Origin of the sequence: Paraburkholderia sp. BR13439 (genome assembly GCF_040948805.1) — a bacterium.
Taxonomy (GTDB): Bacteria; Pseudomonadota; Gammaproteobacteria; order Burkholderiales; family Burkholderiaceae; genus Paraburkholderia; species Paraburkholderia youngii.
In genome coordinates, this window is record NZ_JBFPKN010000008.1 from 106929 (window position 1) to 128178 (window position 21250).

At 64.9% G+C, this 21250-nt stretch carries 19 protein-coding genes and 1 riboswitch; of the genes, 11 read left to right on the forward strand and 8 right to left on the reverse strand.

The window, feature by feature from the left end:
* Positions 1-9: 9 nt before the first annotated feature.
* Both AB3X96_RS17735 and AB3X96_RS17740 read right to left on the reverse strand, forming a co-directional pair.
* The gene (locus tag AB3X96_RS17735; RefSeq protein WP_368590694.1) at positions 10-1389 is read right to left on the reverse strand and encodes an MdtA/MuxA family multidrug efflux RND transporter periplasmic adaptor subunit; all 1380 of its coding nucleotides are present in this window, start codon (positions 1387-1389) and stop codon (positions 10-12) included.
* A gap of 390 nt (positions 1390-1779) precedes the next feature.
* On the reverse strand, positions 1780-2625 hold the full coding sequence (locus tag AB3X96_RS17740) for an IclR family transcriptional regulator (protein ID WP_368590695.1): 846 nt from the start codon (positions 2623-2625) through the stop codon (positions 1780-1782).
* Between the two features lie 986 nt (positions 2626-3611).
* On the opposite strand from AB3X96_RS17740, the gene AB3X96_RS17745 reads away from it, so the two are divergent.
* A complete protein-coding gene (locus AB3X96_RS17745) occupies positions 3612-3767 on the forward strand; it encodes a hypothetical protein (protein WP_176120064.1) in 156 nt (51 codons plus the stop codon).
* A gap of 190 nt (positions 3768-3957) precedes the next feature.
* On the opposite strand, the gene crcB is transcribed toward AB3X96_RS17745, so the two are convergent.
* Both crcB and AB3X96_RS17755 read right to left on the reverse strand, forming a co-directional pair.
* Positions 3958-4338 carry a fluoride efflux transporter CrcB gene (crcB, locus tag AB3X96_RS17750; protein ID WP_176108943.1) on the reverse strand — a complete coding sequence of 127 codons (381 nt, stop codon included), beginning with the start codon at positions 4336-4338 and terminating at the stop codon, positions 3958-3960.
* 72 nt (positions 4339-4410) lie between these two features.
* A riboswitch (Fluoride riboswitch) is annotated at positions 4411-4472 on the reverse strand.
* Between the two features lie 101 nt (positions 4473-4573).
* Positions 4574-5761, reverse strand: coding sequence for an ammonium transporter (locus AB3X96_RS17755; RefSeq protein WP_176365744.1), 1188 nt, complete (start codon positions 5759-5761; stop codon positions 4574-4576).
* Between the two features lie 420 nt (positions 5762-6181).
* On the opposite strand from AB3X96_RS17755, the gene AB3X96_RS17760 reads away from it, so the two are divergent.
* Positions 6182-7960 carry an ATP-binding protein gene (locus AB3X96_RS17760; protein WP_368590696.1) on the forward strand — a complete coding sequence of 593 codons (1779 nt, stop codon included), beginning with the start codon at positions 6182-6184 and terminating at the stop codon, positions 7958-7960.
* 45 nt (positions 7961-8005) lie between these two features.
* On the opposite strand, the gene AB3X96_RS17765 is transcribed toward AB3X96_RS17760, so the two are convergent.
* Together AB3X96_RS17765 and AB3X96_RS17770 are read right to left on the reverse strand one after the other, a co-directional pair.
* Entirely contained in the window at positions 8006-8329 is a 324-nt protein-coding gene (locus tag AB3X96_RS17765) for a hypothetical protein (RefSeq protein WP_368590697.1), read from the reverse strand.
* A gap of 141 nt (positions 8330-8470) precedes the next feature.
* Positions 8471-10060 (reverse strand): winged helix-turn-helix domain-containing tetratricopeptide repeat protein, encoded by a 1590-nt coding sequence (locus tag AB3X96_RS17770; RefSeq protein ID WP_368590698.1) that lies wholly within the window; start codon positions 10058-10060, stop codon positions 8471-8473.
* 182 nt (positions 10061-10242) lie between these two features.
* Between AB3X96_RS17770 and AB3X96_RS17775 the strand changes: the two genes are divergently transcribed.
* The 7 genes from AB3X96_RS17775 (at position 10243) to AB3X96_RS17805 (ending at position 16927) form a co-directional block, all read left to right on the forward strand.
* Entirely contained in the window at positions 10243-10998 is a 756-nt protein-coding gene (locus AB3X96_RS17775; protein WP_368590699.1) for an SDR family oxidoreductase, read from the forward strand.
* 51 nt (positions 10999-11049) lie between these two features.
* Positions 11050-11529 carry a carboxymuconolactone decarboxylase family protein gene (locus tag AB3X96_RS17780; RefSeq protein WP_018432277.1) on the forward strand — a complete coding sequence of 160 codons (480 nt, stop codon included), beginning with the start codon at positions 11050-11052 and terminating at the stop codon, positions 11527-11529.
* Between the two features lie 23 nt (positions 11530-11552).
* The gene (locus AB3X96_RS17785; RefSeq protein ID WP_368590700.1) at positions 11553-11951 is read left to right on the forward strand and encodes a cupin domain-containing protein; all 399 of its coding nucleotides are present in this window, start codon (positions 11553-11555) and stop codon (positions 11949-11951) included.
* A 324-nt stretch (positions 11952-12275) separates the two neighbouring features.
* A complete protein-coding gene (locus AB3X96_RS17790) occupies positions 12276-12740 on the forward strand; it encodes a hypothetical protein (RefSeq protein ID WP_176108936.1) in 465 nt (154 codons plus the stop codon).
* Between the two features lie 93 nt (positions 12741-12833).
* Positions 12834-13283, forward strand: coding sequence for an Rrf2 family transcriptional regulator (locus AB3X96_RS17795; RefSeq protein WP_176108935.1), 450 nt, complete (start codon positions 12834-12836; stop codon positions 13281-13283).
* A gap of 97 nt (positions 13284-13380) precedes the next feature.
* The gene (locus tag AB3X96_RS17800; RefSeq protein ID WP_368590701.1) at positions 13381-14028 is read left to right on the forward strand and encodes an NAD(P)-dependent oxidoreductase; all 648 of its coding nucleotides are present in this window, start codon (positions 13381-13383) and stop codon (positions 14026-14028) included.
* A 118-nt stretch (positions 14029-14146) separates the two neighbouring features.
* Complete coding sequence (locus AB3X96_RS17805; RefSeq protein WP_368590702.1) at positions 14147-16927, forward strand: mechanosensitive ion channel domain-containing protein; 2781 nt, start codon at positions 14147-14149, stop codon at positions 16925-16927.
* Positions 16928-17049: 122 nt separating this feature from the next.
* Here AB3X96_RS17805 and AB3X96_RS17810 read toward each other — a convergent pair whose 3' ends face one another.
* On the reverse strand, positions 17050-17718 hold the full coding sequence (locus tag AB3X96_RS17810) for a cysteine dioxygenase (RefSeq protein WP_368590703.1): 669 nt from the start codon (positions 17716-17718) through the stop codon (positions 17050-17052).
* A gap of 138 nt (positions 17719-17856) precedes the next feature.
* Between AB3X96_RS17810 and AB3X96_RS17815 the strand changes: the two genes are divergently transcribed.
* The gene (locus tag AB3X96_RS17815; RefSeq protein WP_013089133.1) at positions 17857-18330 is read left to right on the forward strand and encodes an Lrp/AsnC family transcriptional regulator; all 474 of its coding nucleotides are present in this window, start codon (positions 17857-17859) and stop codon (positions 18328-18330) included.
* A gap of 173 nt (positions 18331-18503) precedes the next feature.
* Positions 18504-18713: a hypothetical protein gene (locus AB3X96_RS17820; protein ID WP_176108931.1), complete on the forward strand. Its 210-nt coding sequence runs from the start codon at positions 18504-18506 to the stop codon at positions 18711-18713.
* 20 nt (positions 18714-18733) lie between these two features.
* Here AB3X96_RS17820 and AB3X96_RS17825 read toward each other — a convergent pair whose 3' ends face one another.
* Complete coding sequence (locus AB3X96_RS17825) at positions 18734-21250, reverse strand: FUSC family membrane protein (RefSeq protein WP_368590704.1); 2517 nt, start codon at positions 21248-21250, stop codon at positions 18734-18736.

A 21250-nucleotide genomic window follows, 5' to 3' on the forward strand; every position in this document is an offset into this window, starting at 1 on the left:
GCCTTTACTTTATTGCGATGCTTGCGGCGCGCGCCGGCCGCGACGCGCTGGCGCGCCCGAGGCGGCCGCCGGAGCGCTCGCGCCGTGCGCGCCGGACGCGCCACGCGGCCGCTCGGCCGGGATGGTGATCTTCGAGCCTTCGCGCAGCCGGTCCGAACCGTCGATCACGACGCGCTCGCCGACCGCGAGACCCGACTGGATGCTGGTGCGCTCGCCATCGACCGGGCCGACCTTGACCTGGCGCACGGTGACCGTGTCGTCGGGCTTCACGATGTACACGAAGGTACCGATCGAGCCGTTGAGCACCGCCGAGGTCGGCACGATCACCGCGTCCTTGATCGTATCGACGAGCAGGCGCGTGTTGACGAACTGGTTCGGGAACAGGCCGTTGTCCTTGTTCTCGAAGATCGCGCGCAGCTTGATCGTGCCGGTGGTCGTGTCGATCTGGTTGTCCATCGTCTTCAGCGAGCCGACTTCGAGCGGATGCGTGTTGCTGCGGTCGTACGCGGTGGCCGACAGCGACTCGCCGTTGCGCGTGTGCAGGATGATCTGCTGCAGATTGTCTTCGGAGGTCGAGAACACCACGCTGATCGGATCGAGCTGCGTAATCACGACGATGCCGTTGGCGAGGCCCGAGGTCACGTAGTTGCCCGGGTCGACCTGACGCAGACCGACGCGGCCCGACACCGGCGCGGTGATGCGCGCGTACACGAGGTCGAGCTTGAAGCTGTCGACGTTCGCCTGGTCGGCCTTCACCGTGCCTTCGTATTGCCGCACCAGCGACGCCTGCGTGTCGACCTGCTGACTCGCGATCGAGTCTTGCGCGAGCAGCGTTTGATAGCGCTTCAGATCGAGACGCGCGGTGGCGAGCAGCGCCTCGTCGCGCACCAGCGTGCCTTCGGCGTTGCGCAGCGAAATCTCATACGGGCGCGGGTCGATCTGGGCCAGCACGTCGCCCTTCTTGACCATCTGGCCTTCCTTGAAATACACGTCCTGCAGTACGCCGCTCAGTTGCGGCAGCACCGTGACGGTGGCGAGCGGCGTGACCGTGCCGAGCGCGGTCAGCACGACCGGCATCTCGCCCTGCGTCGCGGCGGCGACGTGCACCGGCTGCGGCATGTTGGCCATCGCGTTCGGACCGCCGCGGCCGAGGTTGCCGCTGCGCGCGCCGCTCGCGGCACCCGGCGCGCTCGCCCCGCTGCCAGGGCTGCCCCACGGATGCCAGCGCCACAGTACGACGCCGAGCACGACCAGCGCCGCGACGATCAGCGCGACAGTGCGGCCGCGGTGGCGTTTCACCGCGCCGGGCGCGCTCGATTGCGCGCCGCTCGCGGACGGCTGGGAAGCGGCGGGGCGTTGGGTTTCCGGGTGCTTTTGTTGTTCGTCCATCGGTTCGGTCAGGTGGCTGGCTTTGTGATGTGAGCCGCCGATGCGGTCGCCGCCGTTCGAAAGACGGCGGGCCGGCATATGGGCGGCGTGTCAGGCGGTCGTGGCGGCGCGCGCCGCGCAATATTTAGCGCGATGCTATCCGAGGCGCGGGACAGAGATGTTAACGCAATGCGGAATCATCACGGATCGGCGAGGCCTTTTTGACGGCGCTCGCGGCTCGCGGCGCGGTCCCGCGACGGGGATGCGTGATCGTACGTTGCGGTGTCTGTAACAGTCCAGCCGCGTATTTTTCGGTTAATTACGAAGGTTACAGGCTGTTGGCGAATTGTAGGGCAAGGGTGGGCGGGATGCCTTCGTCACTGCACGTTGGCGCTCATTGCCGCCGCCCGGCTATTCGTCGAGCCGGCGCCCCGGCGTGCCGCCGATCTCAAGCACGATCTTGTCGATGCATTCGAGCAGCGCGGGTGCGGCGTCCGAGATCAGCCAGTCGCGCGGACACTGGTCGGCCGAGCCGCCGCAATTGACCGCGTAGCGCTCGCCCGACGGCCCGACGAAGCCGAGCGCGATCGCGTTCAGCCCGTTGTACCACTCGCCGGTGGCGATGGCGAAACCGCGTTCGAGCGTGTCCTGGATCGCAGTGACGAGACGGCTGCCGATATAGCCCCAATCATCGCCCTCGGCCGTCTGCAGGCCGACGAGCAGGCGGTCGCGGTCCGCTTGCGCGAGCGCGGCGAGATACGCCCGGCCGACGGCGGTGCGCGTCAAGCTCATGCGTGAGCCGATTTCGAGTCGCGATACGAGCACCGCCGAACGCGGCCGGATCGCGTCGATGACGACCATGTCGTAGCGGTCGCGCACCGCGAGATGCACCGACAACGCGGTGCGTTCCGCGAGTTCGATCAGGAATGGCCGCGCGCGCGAGCGGATGTCGAAATTGCGCAGAAAGCCGTTGCTGAGTTCGAGCACCGACGAGGTCAGCACGAAGCGCTCGCTTTCGGGCAGTCGCAGCAGAAAACCGGTGCCCACGAGCGTCGCGGTGATGCGCGACACGGTGGGCTTCGGGATGCCGGTCAACTCGGCGAGTTCGCGATTGCTGAGCGGTGCGTGCGCGGCGGCGACGGCGCGCAATACGGTCAGGCCGCGCGCGAGCGCGGTGACTTCATCGCCCGGGCCGTCCCGGTCTTTGCTCGCGGCGGCTCTGGCGGCGACGGCTTGGTTGGGTGTGGATCGGTTCATGCTTTTTTTTGGAACAGTATTTCAGGTTGTACGTTCGTTAACCCATTGACGACCGCCCGCGCGGGGCGGGGGGCATCTCCAAACCGGGGCATCCATTTCATATATTTTGGGAAAATCATTGTATCGGAAGAAATTGCCGATCGATGAGCGACTATATCTTTTTGCTTGACTTAGTCAGGATAACCATAAAAAATGGAACCTCATTTCGAAAGTCGCATCTTTTCGCTGCAATTTGGTGCACGCAAGCGGAAAATCCCGGAATCCAGGATCGATTGCCCCGTCCATGGCGCTTGCGCCTTTCGAAATACCTTCTCTCAGGTTCTAGCACGGCCCTCGGAATGGCTAGAACTTTTAAGGCGTCACGGCAACGTGATGCCTTTTTTTTTTTGGCCATATAACCGCACAACAGCCGACATTCTAATGTCAACGCACCGTAGTATTCCGCACGAGAAAGTTCGCAAAAAATCGGCACCCAAATGCAAGCGTTAGATCACGCCTTCTGAAATCTCAAGAGACTTCCGTCTCCGCCAAAAGGACGATGCGCAACAATTACCGGCAAATTACTGTCTCGTTTAATATCCAGTTGGTTGTGAATTTATTTGCAAACGTAAATGGTGAGAAAGTGCCCATGCCGGTTTAGCGCGGTTAAACGAATCATGCTCCGCTTTCGCACGCTCGTCATGTGCCCCGACGCAAGAGTGATACCAATGGCCGAGCTATGAAAACTCAGCGGCTGCGCGACGAGTTTCTTCTTTATCATGTCGGGATTGCATCTGTCGTACGGTCTCGGCGCGGAATTTTTTTATCAACTGCGCATATTTATCCGATTCAAGTTATTGCGCTAGCTCTGAGCGCTGCATTAATGGCTGTGAACTCCCACTTGACACTGAGCTGAGCAACATCGATTCAGCGCCGCCGATCGTGCACACCACGAGCGATGTGGAGGTAGCCGTCAATGCGGCTTTACAGCTCCTGGTGTTGCAGGCGTGGAATTCCCTTTATTTGTCATTCAACATTCCGTCGTGGTTGTTGTCGACGCTGTCTTTTTCTTCTTGTTGTTTCCGGCGCTCGCGCCACGGCTACTGTCGATGCGCTCCAAGTGGGCGATGCTGATGGCGATGCGGGGCGGCAAGTTGTGGTGATTTTCCTTTGCGCGAGCGCGCTGCAAAGCGCGTCGCCGCGCGTGACCGCCTGGACGAGACGGCTCGGCAATGTGATCACGGGATAGGCGAGGCCGTAGCCGGTTCCGAACAGCACGGCGCTGGACACGTGAAAGAGCGTGTGATACGGAACGGCGAACATTGCTGCAATGCCAAGGAGCATCAACGCGCCTCAGCGCGCCAGCAGCGAAACCGTCGCGATGCCGAGAATCGTCATGATCAGCGACGTGCTCACGTGAATCGCCACTTCGCCAGCCGCCCAGCCGAGCCGGCCGTCCTGCAGGCGCTGCACCACTTCCGCGGAGAACGTCGAGAAGGTCGACAGCCCGCCCATCAGACCGGTGATGACGAACAGCCGCCATTCCGGCGAGAGCTGGGGCACCCGCGCGAAGCCCGCGACCGCCACACCGATGATGTAGCCGGCGATCACGTTGGCGGCGAGCGTGCCAAGCGGCAGGTCGCTAAAGACCGGGTTCAGTCGAAAGCCGAGGAACCAGCGAAACAGCGAGCCGAGTGCGCCGCCAATCGCGACAGCGAGAAAAGACCAATACATGGAAGAGGATCGAACCGGGAACGTCGACAAACCGGTTGATGCGGGCGAATTGATGCCGCGTCCGCATAACCGGGCGTAGCAGGCATCATCAGCCCCATGGGCGGTTAATGGAGAACGCCATCTCCAGCCGCGAAGTCTAACATCGGCGCGCGGATTTTGGGGACAGGCATGTGGCCCGCGACTCTCCCGCGCCTCTCGCCGCGTCTCTCCCGTTCCCCGCGAGCGCCGCCCTGGTTCACTCCGGCGTCGCCGAAATCTTGTGAATCGACAAATCGGCGCCGTTGTATTCCTCTTCCTGGTCGAGCCGCAGGCCGACCGTCATGCGGATCGCGCCGTACACGGCCGTGCCGCCGAGCCCCGACACGACGATCCCGCCGAGCGTGCCGATGATCTGCGAGGCGAACGACACACCGCCCAGCCCGCCGAGCGCGTGAGCGCCGAAGATGCCGGCCGCGATGCCGCCCCATGCGCCGCACAGGCCGTGCAGCGGCCACACGCCGAGCACGTCGTCGATGCGCCAGCGGTTCTGCACGCAGGTGAACATATAGACGAACAGCACGCCGGCGATGCCGCCCGTGACCAGCGCGCCGAGCGGATGCATGATGTCCGAGCCCGCGCACACCGCGACGAGTCCGGCGAGCGGGCCGTTGTACGTGAAGCCCGGGTCGTTGCGGCCCGCGAACCACGCGCTCAGCGTGCCGCCGACCATCGCCATCAGCGAGTTGACCGCGACGAGGCCGCTGATCTTGTCGAGGGTCTGCGAGCTCATCACGTTGAAGCCGAACCAGCCGACCGTCAGCACCCATGCGCCGAGCGCGAGAAACGGAATGTTCGACGGCGGATGCGCGGCGATGCCGCCGTCGCGGTGATAGCGGCCGTGGCGCGCGCCGAGCAGCAGCACTGCCGGCAGCGCGACCCATCCGCCGAACGCGTGCACCACCACCGAACCCGCGAAGTCATGGAATGGCGCGCCGAACGCCTGCGTGAGCCAGTCCTGAATGCCGAAACGGTCGTTCCATGCGATGCCTTCGAAGAACGGATAGACGAAGCCGACCAGCACGAACGTCGCGAACAACTGCGGGTTGAACTTGGAGCGCTCGGCGATGCCGCCCGACACGATCGCGGGGATCGCGGCGGCGAACGTCAGCAGGAAGAAAAAGCGCACGAGCGCATAGCCGTTATGCTGGGCGAGCGTCGCGGCGCCGTCGAAAAACTGCACGCCGTATGCGATCGTGTAGCCGATGAAGAAGTACGCGATCGTCGACACCGCGAAGTCCACCAGAATCTTGACCAGTGCATTGACCTGGTTCTTCTTGCGCACGGTGCCGAGCTCCAGGAAGGCGAATCCTGCGTGCATCGCCAGCACCATGGCGGCGCCGATCAAAAGAAACTCGGTATCGGCGCCGTATTTCAGACTTTCCATCGATATGTCCCGCTTGTGCCAAAAAAGTGCGCTATGCGAGCAAGAAGCGGGCCATAGTTGTGCTGGCCGCGTCGGCCCGGTGCAATCGGGCACCGGGATGGGAATCTGGATGGTTTCGAGCGATGCGCCGTCCGAGCGCGCCATGCACCTGAACAGAGAGGCGAGGCACAGCGAAAGTGCATAAATCGTCACGGCTACGCAGGATGACCCAGAAAAGGGCGAAGTATTCGATTTAAATTACATATCTAGTCGGAATCCGACGCAACGAGATGCTGTCGATGCCCAATCCTGGCGCGCATTCGACCAGCGGGGGTACGGTGGTCGACGGGTTCGTGTCCCTCTTTCTTTTCCCGCGCAAACGCCGACATAATGTGCCGACCTCGTACCCGATTCGCCGGCCAACCCCTTCCCTGGGCACGCATGAGACTGACCACTAAAGGCCTGCTGCTGATCGCGATCCCGGCCGTCTTCGAACTCGCGCTGCTCAGCGGCGTCGTGAAGGCGCAGGCCGACGCGACAATGGCCGAGCGCCGGGCGATGCATAGCGAGGAGGTACTGCGCCAGAGCACGGCGATTCTCGATCCGGTGCTGTCCGAATCGGTCGCGCTGCGCGGCGCGGTACTTGCCAACGACGTACGCTTCACGACCCCGATCGCAGTATGGATGGACGTCGACCGGCGCATCGACGATCTCGTCGATCTCGTCGGCGACAATCCCGCGCAAGTCGAGCGCGTGGTCGAGGTGCGCCAGGCGGTGCAGGCATACCGCCAGTGGTCCGACCGCATCCAGGACATGCTGCGCGCCGGGCGGCGCGCCGAGATTCTCGCGCGCTTCCACGATCTCGCCCAGGCCGACGTGCTCGATCATTTCCGCTTGCAGGTGAGCGCGTTCCAGGCCGAGGAGCGCCGTCTAGACATGTCGCGCTCGAATGCCGTCGCCGCCGTGCGCGAGCGGGAACAGACGCTGATCGTCGCGGCCGCGTTGGGCTCGCTGCTGTTCGTCGCGCTCGCCATCGGGATGTTCACGCGCGGCGTGCGCGGCCGGCTCGCGCTGCTGTCCGACAACGCGGCCAGGCTTGCCGGCAACGAGCCGCTCGCGCCGCTCGGCGCGGGTGGCGATGAAATCGCGCGGCTCGATCTGACCTTGCACGAGACGAGCCGCCGTCTGCTCGAAGCCGAGCGCATCGAGGCGCGTTTTCACGCGGACCTCGAACGCCGCGCCGCCGAGCTTGCCCGCATCAACGAGACGCTGCGCCAGCAGACTCAGGAAAACGAAATGTTCATCTACAGCGTGTCGCACGATCTGCGGGCGCCGCTGGTGAACCTGCAGGGTTTTTCGAAAGAGCTGATTCGCGCCTGCGACGAGTTGCGCGACGCGGTACGCGGCTCGTCGCTCGCGACCAGCACGCGCGAGCGGATCGAGCGGATCGTCGACGAGGACATTGGCGAGGCGCTGCACTATCTGCAGACCGCGGTGATGCGCGCGTCGCACATCATCGACGCGCTGCTGCGGCTGTCGCGCGTCGGGCGTGTCGAGTACCGGCGCCAGAAGGTCAATGTGCGCGACATCGTGCAGCGCGTCGTCGATGCGATGCAGGGGTCGATCCGAGTGCGGCGCGCGCGCGTGACGGTCGGCGAACTGCCCGCGGTATGGGGCGATCCGACCGCGCTCGAGCAGATCTTCGCGAACCTGATCGGCAACGCGGTCAACTATCTGGACCCGGCGCGCGAGGGCCGCGTCGAAATCGGCACGACGCCCGCGCCGCCGGGCGTGCATTCGCTGCGAATCTTCTACGTGCGCGACAACGGCCTCGGCATCCCGGCGATCGCGCTGCCGCGGCTGTTCACCGCGTTCCAGCGCCTGCATGGCAACGCGGCGGCCGGCGAGGGCATTGGCCTCGCGCTCGTGCGGCGGATGGTCGAGCGACACGGCGGGCGAGTGTGGGCGGAATCGAAGGAGGGGGTGGGTACGACGTTCTATCTGTCGCTGCCAGAGGCGGCGGGTGCCGCGGGCTCGGAACCGGCCGCGGCTGGCGCGCCAACGCTCGTCGTGGCGGCTCCGGCTCCGGCTCCGGCTCCGGCTCCGGCGGCGCGCGGTGCGCGCGAGAGCGCGCAGGGCGCCGCGGGGGCAGGCTTTAGCGCTGGCAGCGGGTTGCCCGCGCCTTCGATCGATGCGGTGCGAGGAATCACTACGCGGTAGGGGCGCTCGATCGTGCGTGCGGTGCGGGTGGCGCCCGCCCGTTCCTCAACCGGCGAAAATCCGTCGCGGCTTCAGCAGTCTCCGGCCGCGCACCGACCAGTAGCAACTGCATGCCAGCAGCACGGCAATGCCGGCGGACGACTCGGCTGGCGTTGGCCGAACGCCGGCAATCCCTTCGACGGCAAACAGGCCGTTCGTGACAGCCAGCAGCGCCGCCCACAGCGCGCACGCGGCCTGCATCAGCAGACGGGTTCCCTTCATATGCCGGGCACGGGAGTCGTGCGACCAGTTGGGCGGCCGGCGCGCACAGAAGAAGACGATCACCATCAGCATGATGACGAGGGTGACGATCCAGTCGATCAGTTTCATCGAAACAGCACTCCCTAAAAGCAGCCGCGACTATAGGGAGGTGTTTCGTCTACAACCGTCGGAAGATTCTGAAATGTGGGAGAGCGTTGAACGATGTCGAGGCGAGCGCCGCTGCATGCCGACGCCCGCTGCAGGATTGGATCAATCCTCGCAGGGTTCAGAATCGTATCCCGCCTTGGCCAAGCCTTCCGTGAAGACGGCAAGGTTTTCGTCGCGCCGGATCGGCATCCAGTCGGTCAAGTTGCCGAGGCGCAAGTCGGGAATCAGCTCGCGTAAGCGAATCGCAGCTTGTCGAGCTTCTGCTGGTTTGCCGAGCCAGGCCTGACTCGCGGCGAGCGTTGCGTAGGCCAGGCCGAAACTCGGCAAATCCCGGATGGCTTTCTCGGCCCACGCAGCGGCTTCGACGAAGTTGCCCATGAACAAGTGCGCAGCCGACAAGCCAAACTGCATCCGATAACGCTCTGGATCCAACGGGCTCAATTGCATCGCATGGGCAAATTGCCTGATCGCCTGTTCAGTTTCGCCATGCCACAAGCGGAGAAATGCGCCGAGAAACCACGCGGCGGCAAGATTGGGATTCAATTCGAGCGCCCGATCCAGCAAGGCGATACCTTCGAGCAGGTCGCCGGCCAGATGCGATAGCGCATGACCGCTGCGCGCGAGAGCGACGGCGTCGTATTTGCCCAACTCCACGGCACGACGCGCCCACTGGGCGCCTTCCGCCATTTCTCTTGGGCGATCGTGCATCCAGCCATTGACCTTGCGCCAGCAATGACACCAGGCCGCCATCGCATACGCCGATGCAAGCTCAGCGTCGCACGCAAATGCGCGCTGAAATAACGGCAACGCTTCGTCGATCGCTTCGCGGCTGCCTCGATGAAGCTGCGCCATACCACGCAGGTAGTAGTCGTAGGCACGCAGACTTTCGGTCGGTTTGAACCGCGCGCGAGCGATCTCGGCCTGTTCGACCTGCGGCGCAATCGCGCCGACCACACTGTCGGCGATCTGATCCTGGAACTCGAAAATATTGTCGAGCACGCCTTCGAAGCGGCCAGCCCAATGGGTCGCGCCGGTGCCCGCATCGACGAGCTGGCCGGTGATGCGAACGCGGCCCTGTGCCTGCCGCCAACTGCCTTCGAGCACATAGCGCACGCCGAGCTCTCGCCCGATCTGCTTCACATCCACGTTGCGATGCTTGTAAGTGAAGCTCGAGTTGCGCGCGACGACGAACAACCAGCGGTATCGCGACAGCGCGGTGATGACGTCCTCGATCACACCGTCGGCCAGGTAGTCCTGCTCCGGGTCACCACTGAGATTGACGAAAGGCAAGACGGCGATGGAAGGCTTGCTGGCCTGCGCCGCATCCGGCGATGACCTCTCGGTTGGCGTCGATGTTTTCTCGCTGGCCTGATCCGATGCCGGATGTTCGATGACGTCGGCGACGAACCGGAATCCTTTGCGCGCCACGGTTTTGATCACCCGTTGCTGCTGACCGTCATCGCCGACCGCGCTGCGCGCGGCGTTCACGTGGCTGGCCATGGTGGATTCGGAAATCACGCGTCCGTCCCACACCGCATTGATCAACTCATCCCGGCCCACGACCCGGTTGCGATGGCTCGCCAGATAAACCAGCAGATCGAACACTTTCGGCGTCGTGGCGACCTCCTGGGAAGCGCGGCGCAAGTCGCGACGCTCCAGGTCCAGCGTGCAGTCAGCGAAAACCCATTGCATTGGGGACTCCAGGACGGGAAAGCCGACAGGTATGCGCTACCCGGCGCGCTGATGAAGCGGATGGAGGAATTTTGGACGGAAATACAAGGCGCCGACAAAGCGGCGCCGGCGGCTGGAAATGATACTGCACCCATCGGATCAAGCAGCAAGCGCTTCGTCAACCGAACCGGAGGGAGAGGAACATGAAAGTGGTCGTCATTGGTGGCAGCGGACTGATCGGCTCGAACGTGGTGCGGCGGCTTCGCCGCGATGGTCACGACGTGGTGGCCGCATCCCCGTCGACCGGGGTGGACTTGATGACGGGCGACGGGTTGGCGAAAGCGCTCGAAGGCGCGCATGTCGTCGTCGATGTCGCCAACGCGCCGTCCTTCGAGGACGAGGCCGTGATGAGCTTCTTCCAGACGGCGGGCCGCAACCTGTTGGCCGCCGAACACGCGGCGGGCGTCGAGCACCATCTTGCTCTGTCCGTCGTGGGCACCGAACGCCTGCAGCAAAGCGGGTATTTTCGCGCCAAGGCTGCGCAGGAGACGCTGGTCAAGGCGTCGCCCGTCCCGTACACGCTGCTGCGTGCCACCCAGTTCTTCGAATTCGTCGGCGGCATCATCGAGGCCAGCGCCCAGCGAGGCGAGGTGCGCCTTTCGCCCGCGCTGATCCAGCCGGTCGCCGCCGACGACGTCTGCGCAGTGCTCGCCGATCTTGCGGCGGGGATGCCGCTGAACGACATGACCGAACTCGCCGGTCCGGACCGCTTCCCACTCGACGAACTCGCCCGCAAGTTCCTCGCCGCGCACAATGATCCACGCACGGTGATCGCCGATGTCCACGCTCGCTATTTCGGCGCAGAGCTGGACGACCGCACCCTGGTCGCCGGCGGCGGTCATCGCATCGGCCCGACGCGCTTCCACACCTGGCTCAGCCGCTCCGTCGCGAAGGACTGAACCGCATTCCCGCAACGTTTCTCCTTTCTCCAACCGCACCAAGGACATGCCATGACCCAGCGCATCGACTATCAGCAGCAATCCCCGGAACTGTTCAAGAAGTTCGTCGAGTTCAGCCTCGTGCTCAAGAAGTCCGCAATCGAGGAAACCATCCGCCATCTCGTCGACATCCGCGCGTCGCAGCTCAACGGCTGCTCGTTCTGCGTCGACATGCACGTGAAGGAGGCCACGATCCATGACGAGCGTCCGTTGCGCCTTCATCACGTGGCCGTGTGGCGCGAGTCCAATCTGTTCACGCCGCGCGAGCGTGCCGCTCTAGCCTGGACCGAGGCGCTGACCCAGATTTCGCCGCTGGGTGTGAGCGATGAAATCTACGATCGCGTGCGGACCCAGTTCTCGGAGAAGGAGTTGTCCGACCTGACCTTCCAGGTGATGTCGATCAACGCGTGGAATCGGGTCAACATTGGCTTTCGCATCCCGCCGGGCATCTACGACAAAGCCTTTGGCGTGGACAAGTCGGGCCTCGCCTGAGCGACGCGCAACGGAGCACCGTCATGGATATTTCCAGATGGCTGATCGCATCGCTGCTGCTGGCAGCAGGCGCCGCACACGCGCACGAGCCGCCGCAAGCGCAAGTTACGCCGCTGATGACCAGGGCGCTGGAAGACTATCCGGGCAAGGAAGTCACGGTGCTCTCGGTCGAGTATCCGCCCGGCAGTGCGGACCCGGTACATCGGCATGATGCACACGGCTTCATCTATGTGCTGGAAGGCTCGATCGTGATGGGCGTGCGCGGCGGCCAGACCGTCACGCTGAAGCCGGGGCAAACCTTCTACGAAGGGCCGAACGACGTGCACACGGTCGGGCGCAATGCCAGCAAGACCAAGCCTGCTAAATTCCTGGTTTTTCTGCTGAAGGATGCCGGCGCACCGATACTGACGCCGGCGAATTAACTGGCTCGGTGATATTCGCGCAACGGCGATTCGGGCGAGCAGCGGCTCGGCGAAATGCCGAACCGCTGCTTTCTTCGCTTAGGCAGCGAAGTCGGTCGATGAAGACAGCTGTTTCCACGCTTCCGTTTCCTGGCCCGGCGATGATCGCATTGGTCGACGCGGGGTTGTGGTTAAGTTGCATGGCCTTGCGGCGAACCGCACCCGAGGTTTCGTCGTAATCGTCGATGGCTCGCCGGGGTGACTCGAAGCGGCCGCGCGGCGCAACGGCGGTATCATGGGCACATCTTCGCAAGTGCGAGCCGCTCGGTGCGGCTCCTTCTGATCATGATTTCATCTGTTTCCTCATCCTTATTGCGCCGCGCGGCGGTCGTGGTCTTCGTGTTCGGCGCGCTGGCCGCGTGCCAGAAAAACGACGCTTCGGCCGGCCAGGTCGCGGGCAAGCTCAACGACGCCGCGCAGCTTGCCGGTCAGAAGCTCGATCAGGCCGCGAGCTACGTCGGCCAACAGGTCACCGCGACCAAGGACGCCGCACAGCAGAACCTCGACTCGGCCTCCGCGCCGTCGATCAGGATCGACCCGGCCGCGCTCGCGTCGAGCGCGCAGGCCAATCTGCAGAACGCGGCGAGCGCGGCCAACGCGCAGCTCGGCAGGGCCGCGTCGATCACGGGCCAGGGCCTCGAAACGGCGGGGCGCAAGCTGCAGGCGTGGTCGGCGCAGAATGCGAGCTCGTCGGCTTCGTCGAGCGCATCGGCCGAGTCCGCCGACGCGCAGAAGCAGATGGACAAATGACCCGCGCGCGGTTCGATCCGGCTTTCGCCGTTTGACTTTAGAGGTATATGTAATTACGATGGTTACACATTGTCGTTGCGGGACGGATCTGCCGTGAACACGAGTAGCCGGTTTGCCTTTGCCGTGCATGTGCTCGCACTGCTGTCGTTACAAGGGGGTGTGCCGTTGTCGTCGGAGATGATCGCGGGCAGCGTGAACACGAATCCCGCGCTGATCCGCCGGCTTCTGGCCATGCTCTCGGAGGCCGGCCTCACCACGTCGCAGATGGGAGCCGGTGGCGGCGCGTTGCTCGCGCGGCGGCCGGAACAGATCACGCTGCTAGACGTCTATCGCGCAGTGGAGGACGCGCAGTTGTTCGCGTTGCATCGCGAGGAGCCGAATCCCGCGTGCATGGTGGGGCGCAATATCCAGAGCGTGTTGAGCGGGATCATCGGCGAAGCGCAGCAGGCGATGGAAGCGGCGCTGGCCGCACGCACGCTCGCCGATGCGACCGCCGACGTGGTCCGCTCGGAGAAGCATCGCGAGCGCAAGCGCCGGGCTTGACGGTGACTAACCAATGAACGGGGTGAGAGCCCCGTTTTTTTCTCGTTATATGTAACTATCAGTGTTACATATAAAACAACCTGAGGAGTACGCTGATATGAGCAAGCAACTGAAGATCGCCTTGTTTGGCGCGACCGGCATGATCGGCTCGCGGATTGCCGCGGAAGCCGCGCGTCGCGGGCATCAGGTGACGGCACTGGTGCGCGATCCGGCGCGCGTGCCGGACGGCGTTGCGAATCTGCATGCGGCGCAGGCCGATCTGCTCGACGCCGCGAGCGTCGGCGCGGCGGTGCGCGGTCAGGACGTGGTCGCGAGCGCGTATGCGCCGCCGCAAGGCGATCTCGCCACGCTGACGCAGGCCACGCGCGCGCTGGTCGAAGGGGTGCGCGCGGCGGGGTTGAAGCGCGTCGTCGTGGTAGGCGGCGCGGGCTCGCTCGAAGTCGCGCCGGGCAAGCAACTGGTCGATACCGACAGTTTTCCGCAGGCGTACAAGGGCATCGCGCTCGCGCATCGCGACGCCTTGGACTACTACCGCGGCGTGACCGATCTCGACTGGACGTTCTTCGCGCCGGCCGCGCTGATCGCGCCGGGCGAGCGCACCGGCAAGTTCCGCACGGGCGCGAACACGCTGATCGCGGATGCGGACGGCAACAGCCGCATTTCGGCCGAAGACTACGCGATCGCGTTCGTCGACGAACTGGAGCAGGGCCGCTTCGTCCGCCAGATCGCGACGGTCGCGTACTGACGACCGGCGCATCGAATTTGCCGGCCGCGCAAGCGTACTAACATTCGGTTACGCATGTTCGGGCGCGCCGGGCGTAACTGCGGCTACACTGGCGTCTGCCGTTTTCTCACGGATTGCCATGCAGTCATGCCCGTCGCGGCGTGAGTCCGAGGCTGCGCCGTCTGGCGGCGGGCAGCAGCCGGCGATTCTCACCGCCCCTCATCTCTCCTCCGATCACGCCGCTCGCGGCACTGCCAGCGGCGACGCCCACCCGCGCGCGAGCGCATATGTGCTGGGTTGGTTGACCGCGCTCGCGTGCGCCACGCTGATTCTGTGCCTCGGCGCGCTGCCGCGCATCGCGCAGGCCGCCGGCCCCGCGGTCGGCGGCGGCACGCCGGTGATCCCGGCATTGCAGAGCCTGATCAACAGCGCGACGGTGAACGCGACGCCCGCGTCCGCGGCCTCGGGTGCGTCGGCGCCCGAGGCGGCGTCGGCGCCGTCGCCCGCGAGCCAGGCGGAGCTTGCGCGCTCGCTCGACAGCGTGATCGCCACGCTCGACAACGACCGCCAGCGCAGCGCGCTCGTCGCCCAGTTGAAGAAGTTGCGCGACGTATCGCAAAGCGCCGCGCAGACCGTCGGCCCGCCCGCGCCGATGGCCGTGCAACCTAGCCCGGGCCTGCTCGGCGCGATCGCGTCGGGCATCGCGTCGTTCGAATCCGACGTGCATCAGGGCCGCACGCCAGTGCGCTACTGGAGCGGGCGCGTGACCGCTGCCGGCAATGAGCTGTACACGATCGTCTCCGGCCAGGGGCGCGAGGGTCTCGGCACGATCCTGCTGGCGATGCTGGGGATGCTGGCCGGCTGGGGCGCCTGTGCCGGCGCGCTGATCTATCTGCAGCATCGGCTGCACCGGCGCTTCGGCGTCGAGCTGGTGCTGCGGCCCAATCCCACCACGCGCGAGCTGCTGATCTTCGCGTTGCGCCGCGTCGGTCCGTGGATCATCGCGTTCATCGCGGCGCTACTGTTCATGCGCGCGATGCCCGATGCGCTCGGCCGCACGCTCGGCATGGTGGTCGCGTATGCGATCGTCGCGGGCGCGGTGTTTTCCGCGATCTGCCTGATCATGTTCTCGCTGTTCGGCTCGGGCCACCGACGCGTCGCGGTGCGATTGCTGATCGATCACGCGCGCCGCGTGCTGTTCGTGATCGGCGTGTGCGGTGCGCTCGGCGACGCGGCCGTCAATTACGACGTCGAGCATCAGATCGGCACCAACCTCGCCGCGCTGATTTCGACCGCGGCCAACATGACGGCCGCCGTGCTGACCGGCTATTTCGCGCTCGCTTTTCGCCGGCCGGTCGCGCACCTGATACGCAACCGGCCGTACGAGCAGCGCAACGACCACAGGGCGGCGACCGATGCGTTCGAGGTGCTTGCCGCGATGTGGCACGTGCCGGTGCTGGTGCTGGCGGCCGCGTCGGTGGTCGCGACGCTGGGTGGCTCCGGCTCCAGCGAAAACGTGCTGCAGATCTCGATCGTCACCGCGCTGCTGCTGGTGCTGGCGTTTTTCCTGTCGGCGATCGTGCTGCGCATGACGCGCCCGCGCAGTGCCCGCGCGCGGCGCCGCTCGCCATATCTGACGCGGTTGCTGCGCTTTTGCGGCACCTTGCTGACCTTGTTCATCTGGCTGTTTTTCTTCGAATTCGCGGCGCGGCTGTGGGACGTGTCGCTGGCCGAGGTGATCGAGAGGAACGTGGCGGCGCGCGGCATCGCGCATGCGATGACGGCGATCGTCGCCACCGTATTTATCGCGTGGCTGCTGTGGATTCTGGTCGACACCGCGATCACCGAAACGCTCAATCCGGGCAGCCCGCGCAACAAGGCGCGCAGCCCGAGCACGCGCGCCCGCACGATGTTGCCGCTGGTGCGCAACGTGTTGCTCGTGTCGATCATGACGATCGGCGGCATCGTCACCGCGGCGAACCTCGGCATCAACGTGACGCCGCTGCTCGCCGGCGCGGGCGTGATCGGTCTGGCGATCGGCTTCGGGGCGCAGTCGCTGGTGACCGACCTGATCACCGGGCTCTTCATCATCATCGAGGACACGATCTCGGTCGGCGACTGGATCGACGTCGATGGCGGCCATGCGGGCACGGTCGAGCATCTGTCGATCCGCACCGTGCGGCTGCGCGACGGGCAGGGCGCGATCCACGCAATTCCGTTCTCGCAGATCAAGATCGTGAAGAACCTGTCGCGCGATTTCGCGTATGCGGTGTTCGAGGTGCGCATGTCGTTCTCGACCGATGTCGACGAGATCACGCAGCTGATCCGCGAAGTCGGCGCGGAGCTGATGGCCGACTTCCGCTACCGGCGCGAGATGCTCGGGCCGATCGAGGTGTGGGGTCTCGACCGCTTCGATCCGAACTGGATGGTCGTCAAAGGACAGATCAAGACGCGGCCGCTGCAGCAATGGAGCGTCGCGCGGGCGTTCAATTTAAGGCTCAAGCGCAAGATGGACGAGGCGGGCATCGAGATTCCGGTCGCGCAGATGCGGGTGTACACGTCGTCGAAGGATAGCGACGGCGAGCCGTTGCGCGACGATGAGATGACCGGGTTCGTCGCGCCTGTGGATGCGGGGGCCGACGCGCACCAGCGGCCGCGCGATGGCGCGCACGGCAAAGACCATCAAAGGGCGCATGAACCCGCGCGCGAACGAACCCGCGAAGCGGCGCACGAGCATCTGCGCGAAGCGGAGTATGAAGTGGGCGCCGTCGGCCCGTCGGCGCGCGCATCGACACAAGTGCCGCTTGCGCCCGCGCGTGACGTGTCGCACGAACCGCGTCCGGCGCCGCCGCCGACCGGACAGACCGCGCCGATTCCGCCGCAAATTCCGACGGCGGGCGATGTCGGCGGGAAGAGTTGAGGCGGGGGTTTGTTGGCGACCGTGCGAGGACGGTCGCGTGCTTGTGTGCTCGCATGACTTCGTAGTCGCGCGAACGCGTCACATCACATCACGTCACGTGTCGCAGTGACGTGCAACCGTTGTTAAACCATCTCCGCGGCGTCGGACGTGCGCACGATGTCGTTCACGTGCGTGCCGATCCGCGCGCCTTCGACGCCGTAGATATGCAGCGACACCGCCGGCGCATCACTGCTGTTGCCGAGCCGATGAATCGCGGCACGGCCGCCGCGCACGTACGACACCGCGCCGCGTTTGCGTATCTGAATGCGCAGCGCACTCGCGCATTGCTGCGCGTCGTCCCATTCGAAGACCGTTTCGCTCAGCTTGCCCTCGACCACCGCGTAACCGCACCACGTGTGATGCGCATGCACGGGGCTCGCCTGGCCGGGCTGCCAGACCAGCGCGGCGATCGCATAGCGGCCTTGCGGATCGGCGACGAGCAGATGGCGCCGATAGGTGTCGGCGGAGCCTTCGCGTTGTATCGGTGCGAGCAGCGCCGGATCGGCGGCCGCCTCGGCGAGCGCGAGCCGCATGCTGCGCGCGAAGAACGTCGAATGCGACGGTTCCGGAAATTTCGCGCAGGCTTCGAACATCGCGTCGAGCGTGTCGCACAGGCGCTCGAGCGGTGTGCGCTTCATATCGCGCAGCGTGTGCGTAGATAACGCGGCCGCTTCGAGTCGGGCCGGGTCCGGCAGCGACTTCAGGTAGTCGGGAATGTGCTCGATAGCGGTGGCGCGAAGGTCGTCGCTCATGGTGTTGATGCAGCACGGGCGCTGCTGGTCGGCAATTTTCGGTATCGATATTTATACCGGTTTGCCCGGAGAAAGAGTTTCCATATAATTCCCTCGACCGTCAGAAAAGTAGAATAATTTCCTATGAGAGGTGGGGGTATGGGTATGGATATCATCGATCGGAAGCTGCTCGAATTGCTGCAGGCGGACGCGACGATGCCGATCGCCGAACTTGCGCAGCGCGTGAATCTGTCACAGACGCCTTGCTGGAAGCGGCTGCAGCGCCTGAAGGAGGCGGGCGTGATTCGCGCGCAGGTGGCGCTGTGCGACGCGCGCAAGCTCGGCGTCGGAACCACGGTGTTCGTGGCGGTGCGCACGAACCAGCACACGGAGACATGGGCCGCCGCGTTCACGCAAGCGGTGCGCGATATTCCCGAAGTGGTCGAGGTCTACCGGATGAGCGGCGAGACCGACTATCTGCTGCGCGTGGTGGTCTCCGATATCGACGACTACGACCGGATCTACAAGCAGTTGATCACGGCCGTGCCGCTGTACGACGTGAGTTCGAGCTTCGCGATGGAGCAGATCAAGTATTCGACGGCGTTGCCGGTGCGTTCGTCGGCGGTAACGTGATGCTTGTGGAGCATCCGTGAGTGCCAGGAGCGCCGCTTGCTGTTTCGATAGCAAACGCGCCACGGCGCATCCATACCGCTCCCGTCGGCTGCAAGCCGCGTGCAAGCTCACTGGGCGTAGAATGCCGCCTTCTCCGACCCATCCGCGACTGCTACGCGAACCGAGCCCGCTTCATGACCAGACCGCCGCGCAAGAAGAACCCGACCTTTGGCATCGCCGTCTTTATCGTGGTGGCGATTCTGCTCGTGATCGCAACGCTGATCTACAACGCGATCCGTCAAAAGCACGAGTTCGAGAGCCAGCCCACGCAGGTGCCGCCGGTGGCCTCGGAGGCAGCCGCGGCAGTCAACGCACTGAAACCGGCGAGCGGCGCAGCGCAATAACGCCCGCGCGCCTCGCAGCTTCACTCCTCCGGCAACCGGATGATGCTCGCGTCCTTGCGAATCTGCGCGGACGCCGCGAGCATCTGCTTGCATTGATGCGCGAGCAGCTTCGTGTCGTGCACTGCATCGGCCGTATAGTCCGGCGATTTCTCCGTGTTGACGACCATCGCATCGAGTTCGCGACTCATCAGTTTGATCTGCTCGCTCTGCTCGGCGGGCAACGCGGTGCCTGCTTCGGCGGCGCTCAGGTTGTCGCGCACGAGGCTCAATGCGCGCTGCAGCGGCTGTAGCGAGATGTCCTCGACCTGTTGCTGCTGTTGCGCGGAGGTGCGCAGCAGCGGCGCGGCGGCCGTGATCTGCGACGCGAGCACGTGGCTGCGCACCAGCAGACCGTTCAACTCCGGCACGAACTTCTGCGCGGACTTCGGTTCGAGCATCATGCGCTGGAACGCCTGGCCGAGATTCGCGAACGCAACGTGAACGTTCTTGCGCGCGAGCCGATAGCGGTAATCACGGTCGAGCGCGGTCGCCGCCGCGGCAGCGGCAGCCGATGCGCCGCTTGCCGGGCGCGCGGTCGGATTGCGGATCGTGGTGGTGCCTTGGGCTGCGTCGCCCGCGTTCGCCTCTGCACTAGCGTCGGCGAGCGGCGGTGCACGGCTCGCGCGTTCCGCGCGGCGCGCACCGGCGCCACTCTCCACTTCGGCTTCGGCTCCAGCGACAGCGAGCGCCGGGCCGCCAAAGCCGAGCGCCGGATCCGCCATCGCGGCCGCCGGCGCACGCGCGCCCGCTTCGGTCACGGCCGCGACCACCGCGGCGGCCGGCTTGCCGCTCCACCACCAGCTCGCTTCGAGGTACTGCCGCGTCGCGCTGATCATGTTGTTGACGAGCTTGCCCATCAAGCGGTACTCCCAGTAAGGGAACAGGTGGCTCGCCGCGATCGCGATCGCGCAGCCGACCACGGTGTCGATCGCGCGCTCGCCGATGATGCGCAGACTGCCCGGCGCAAGCAGATGGAACAGCAGCAGCACATACGACGACGTGAACACGACGCTCGCCGTGTAGTTGAACAGCAGCAGACTGTAGCTCATCACCATCGACGCGAACATCACGACCATCAGGATGTGCGGCTCCTTCACGAAGATGATCAACGCGATGCTCGCCGCGCAGCCGATCAGCGTGCCGATGATCCGCTGCCCGTTGCGCTGCTTGGTCAGCGAGTAGCCGGGCTTCAGGATGATGACGGTGGTCATCACGATCCAGTACGCGTTGGTCAGCGGCAGCAGGCGGCCGAGCCAGAAGCCCACGGCGACCGCGATCGTCACGCGCAATGCATGGCGAAAGCTCGGCGAGGCCATGGTCAGATTCGAGAAGATCTGCCCGAACGGCACGCGCCGGCTCGTCACGAAGCGGCTCAGCGCCTGATCGATGCGCAGTTCCGTTTCGGTCGGGCTCGGCTCGGTGGTGAGGCTGCGGCGCATCTTGTCGATCAGCCGCGTGGCGCTCCAGATGCGGCGGAAATTCGACGACACCGCCGAATATGCCTCCGGGTTCTGGGTCGGCAATTCCTGCTTGCGCATCAGCTCGATTTCATACTCGATCGCGCGCAACTCGGCCTTCACGTTCACGCGCTTGCGCGGCGCCTGGTTCTGCAGCACCGCGAGGCCGATCTCCTCGAGATCTTCGGCAGCCTTGCGGATCAGATCGCGATAGAACACCAGCAGGTCGGAGCCGCCGAACGTGCTGCGCACGAGCGTGTAATCGGTTTGCGCGCCGACGAACAGCTCGTGCAGATCGACGGTATTGATGAACAGGTTGTACAGCATCGCGCGGCGTGGTTCGAGCTTGCCGCGTTTGAGCCTGGGCAGGTTGCGCAGCACGATGTCGCGCGCGGCGTCCTGGCGCTCTACCGCGGAGATCTGCTTGTCGACGAGGTTGCGGTAGCACTCGTCGAGGTCGTTGTCGAGATCGTAGAACGCGGCGCGCGCAAGCAGATAGTCCGCGCACGCGAACACGCTTTCGGCGAGCGCCTGCTGCTCGATCCGATGCACCATCCAGCGGCTCACGAGGGTCGACCAATACGTGTACCAGAGGCCGCCTAGCAGTATCCACGACGCATTGACGAGCGCCTGCAGCGGCGTGAAGTGCTCCTCCAGCGTCATGATCATCATGAACAGCGTCGCGAAGCTGATCTGCGGCCAGCGGTTGCCGTACACGACGATCAGCGACAGCACGAACGTAAGCGGCACGACCGTGCACCACAGCGCGATCGGATTGACGGTGGCGAGGCCGGTGGCGAGCGCGGACAGAAAGCCGATCACCGAGCAGGCCAGCATCTCGTTGTGCTTGTACTTGAGCGGGCCCGGCATGTCGACGACGCAGGCGCCGAGCGCACCGGTCGCGATCGTGAAGCCGAGTTCACGATTGTGAAACACGATCAGGCACAGGATGGCCGGTAACGACACGCCGACCGCGATGCGCAGGCCGCCATAAAAGTACTGGCTATAAAGGAATTTTCTTATTTCGACCGAATAGCGCAT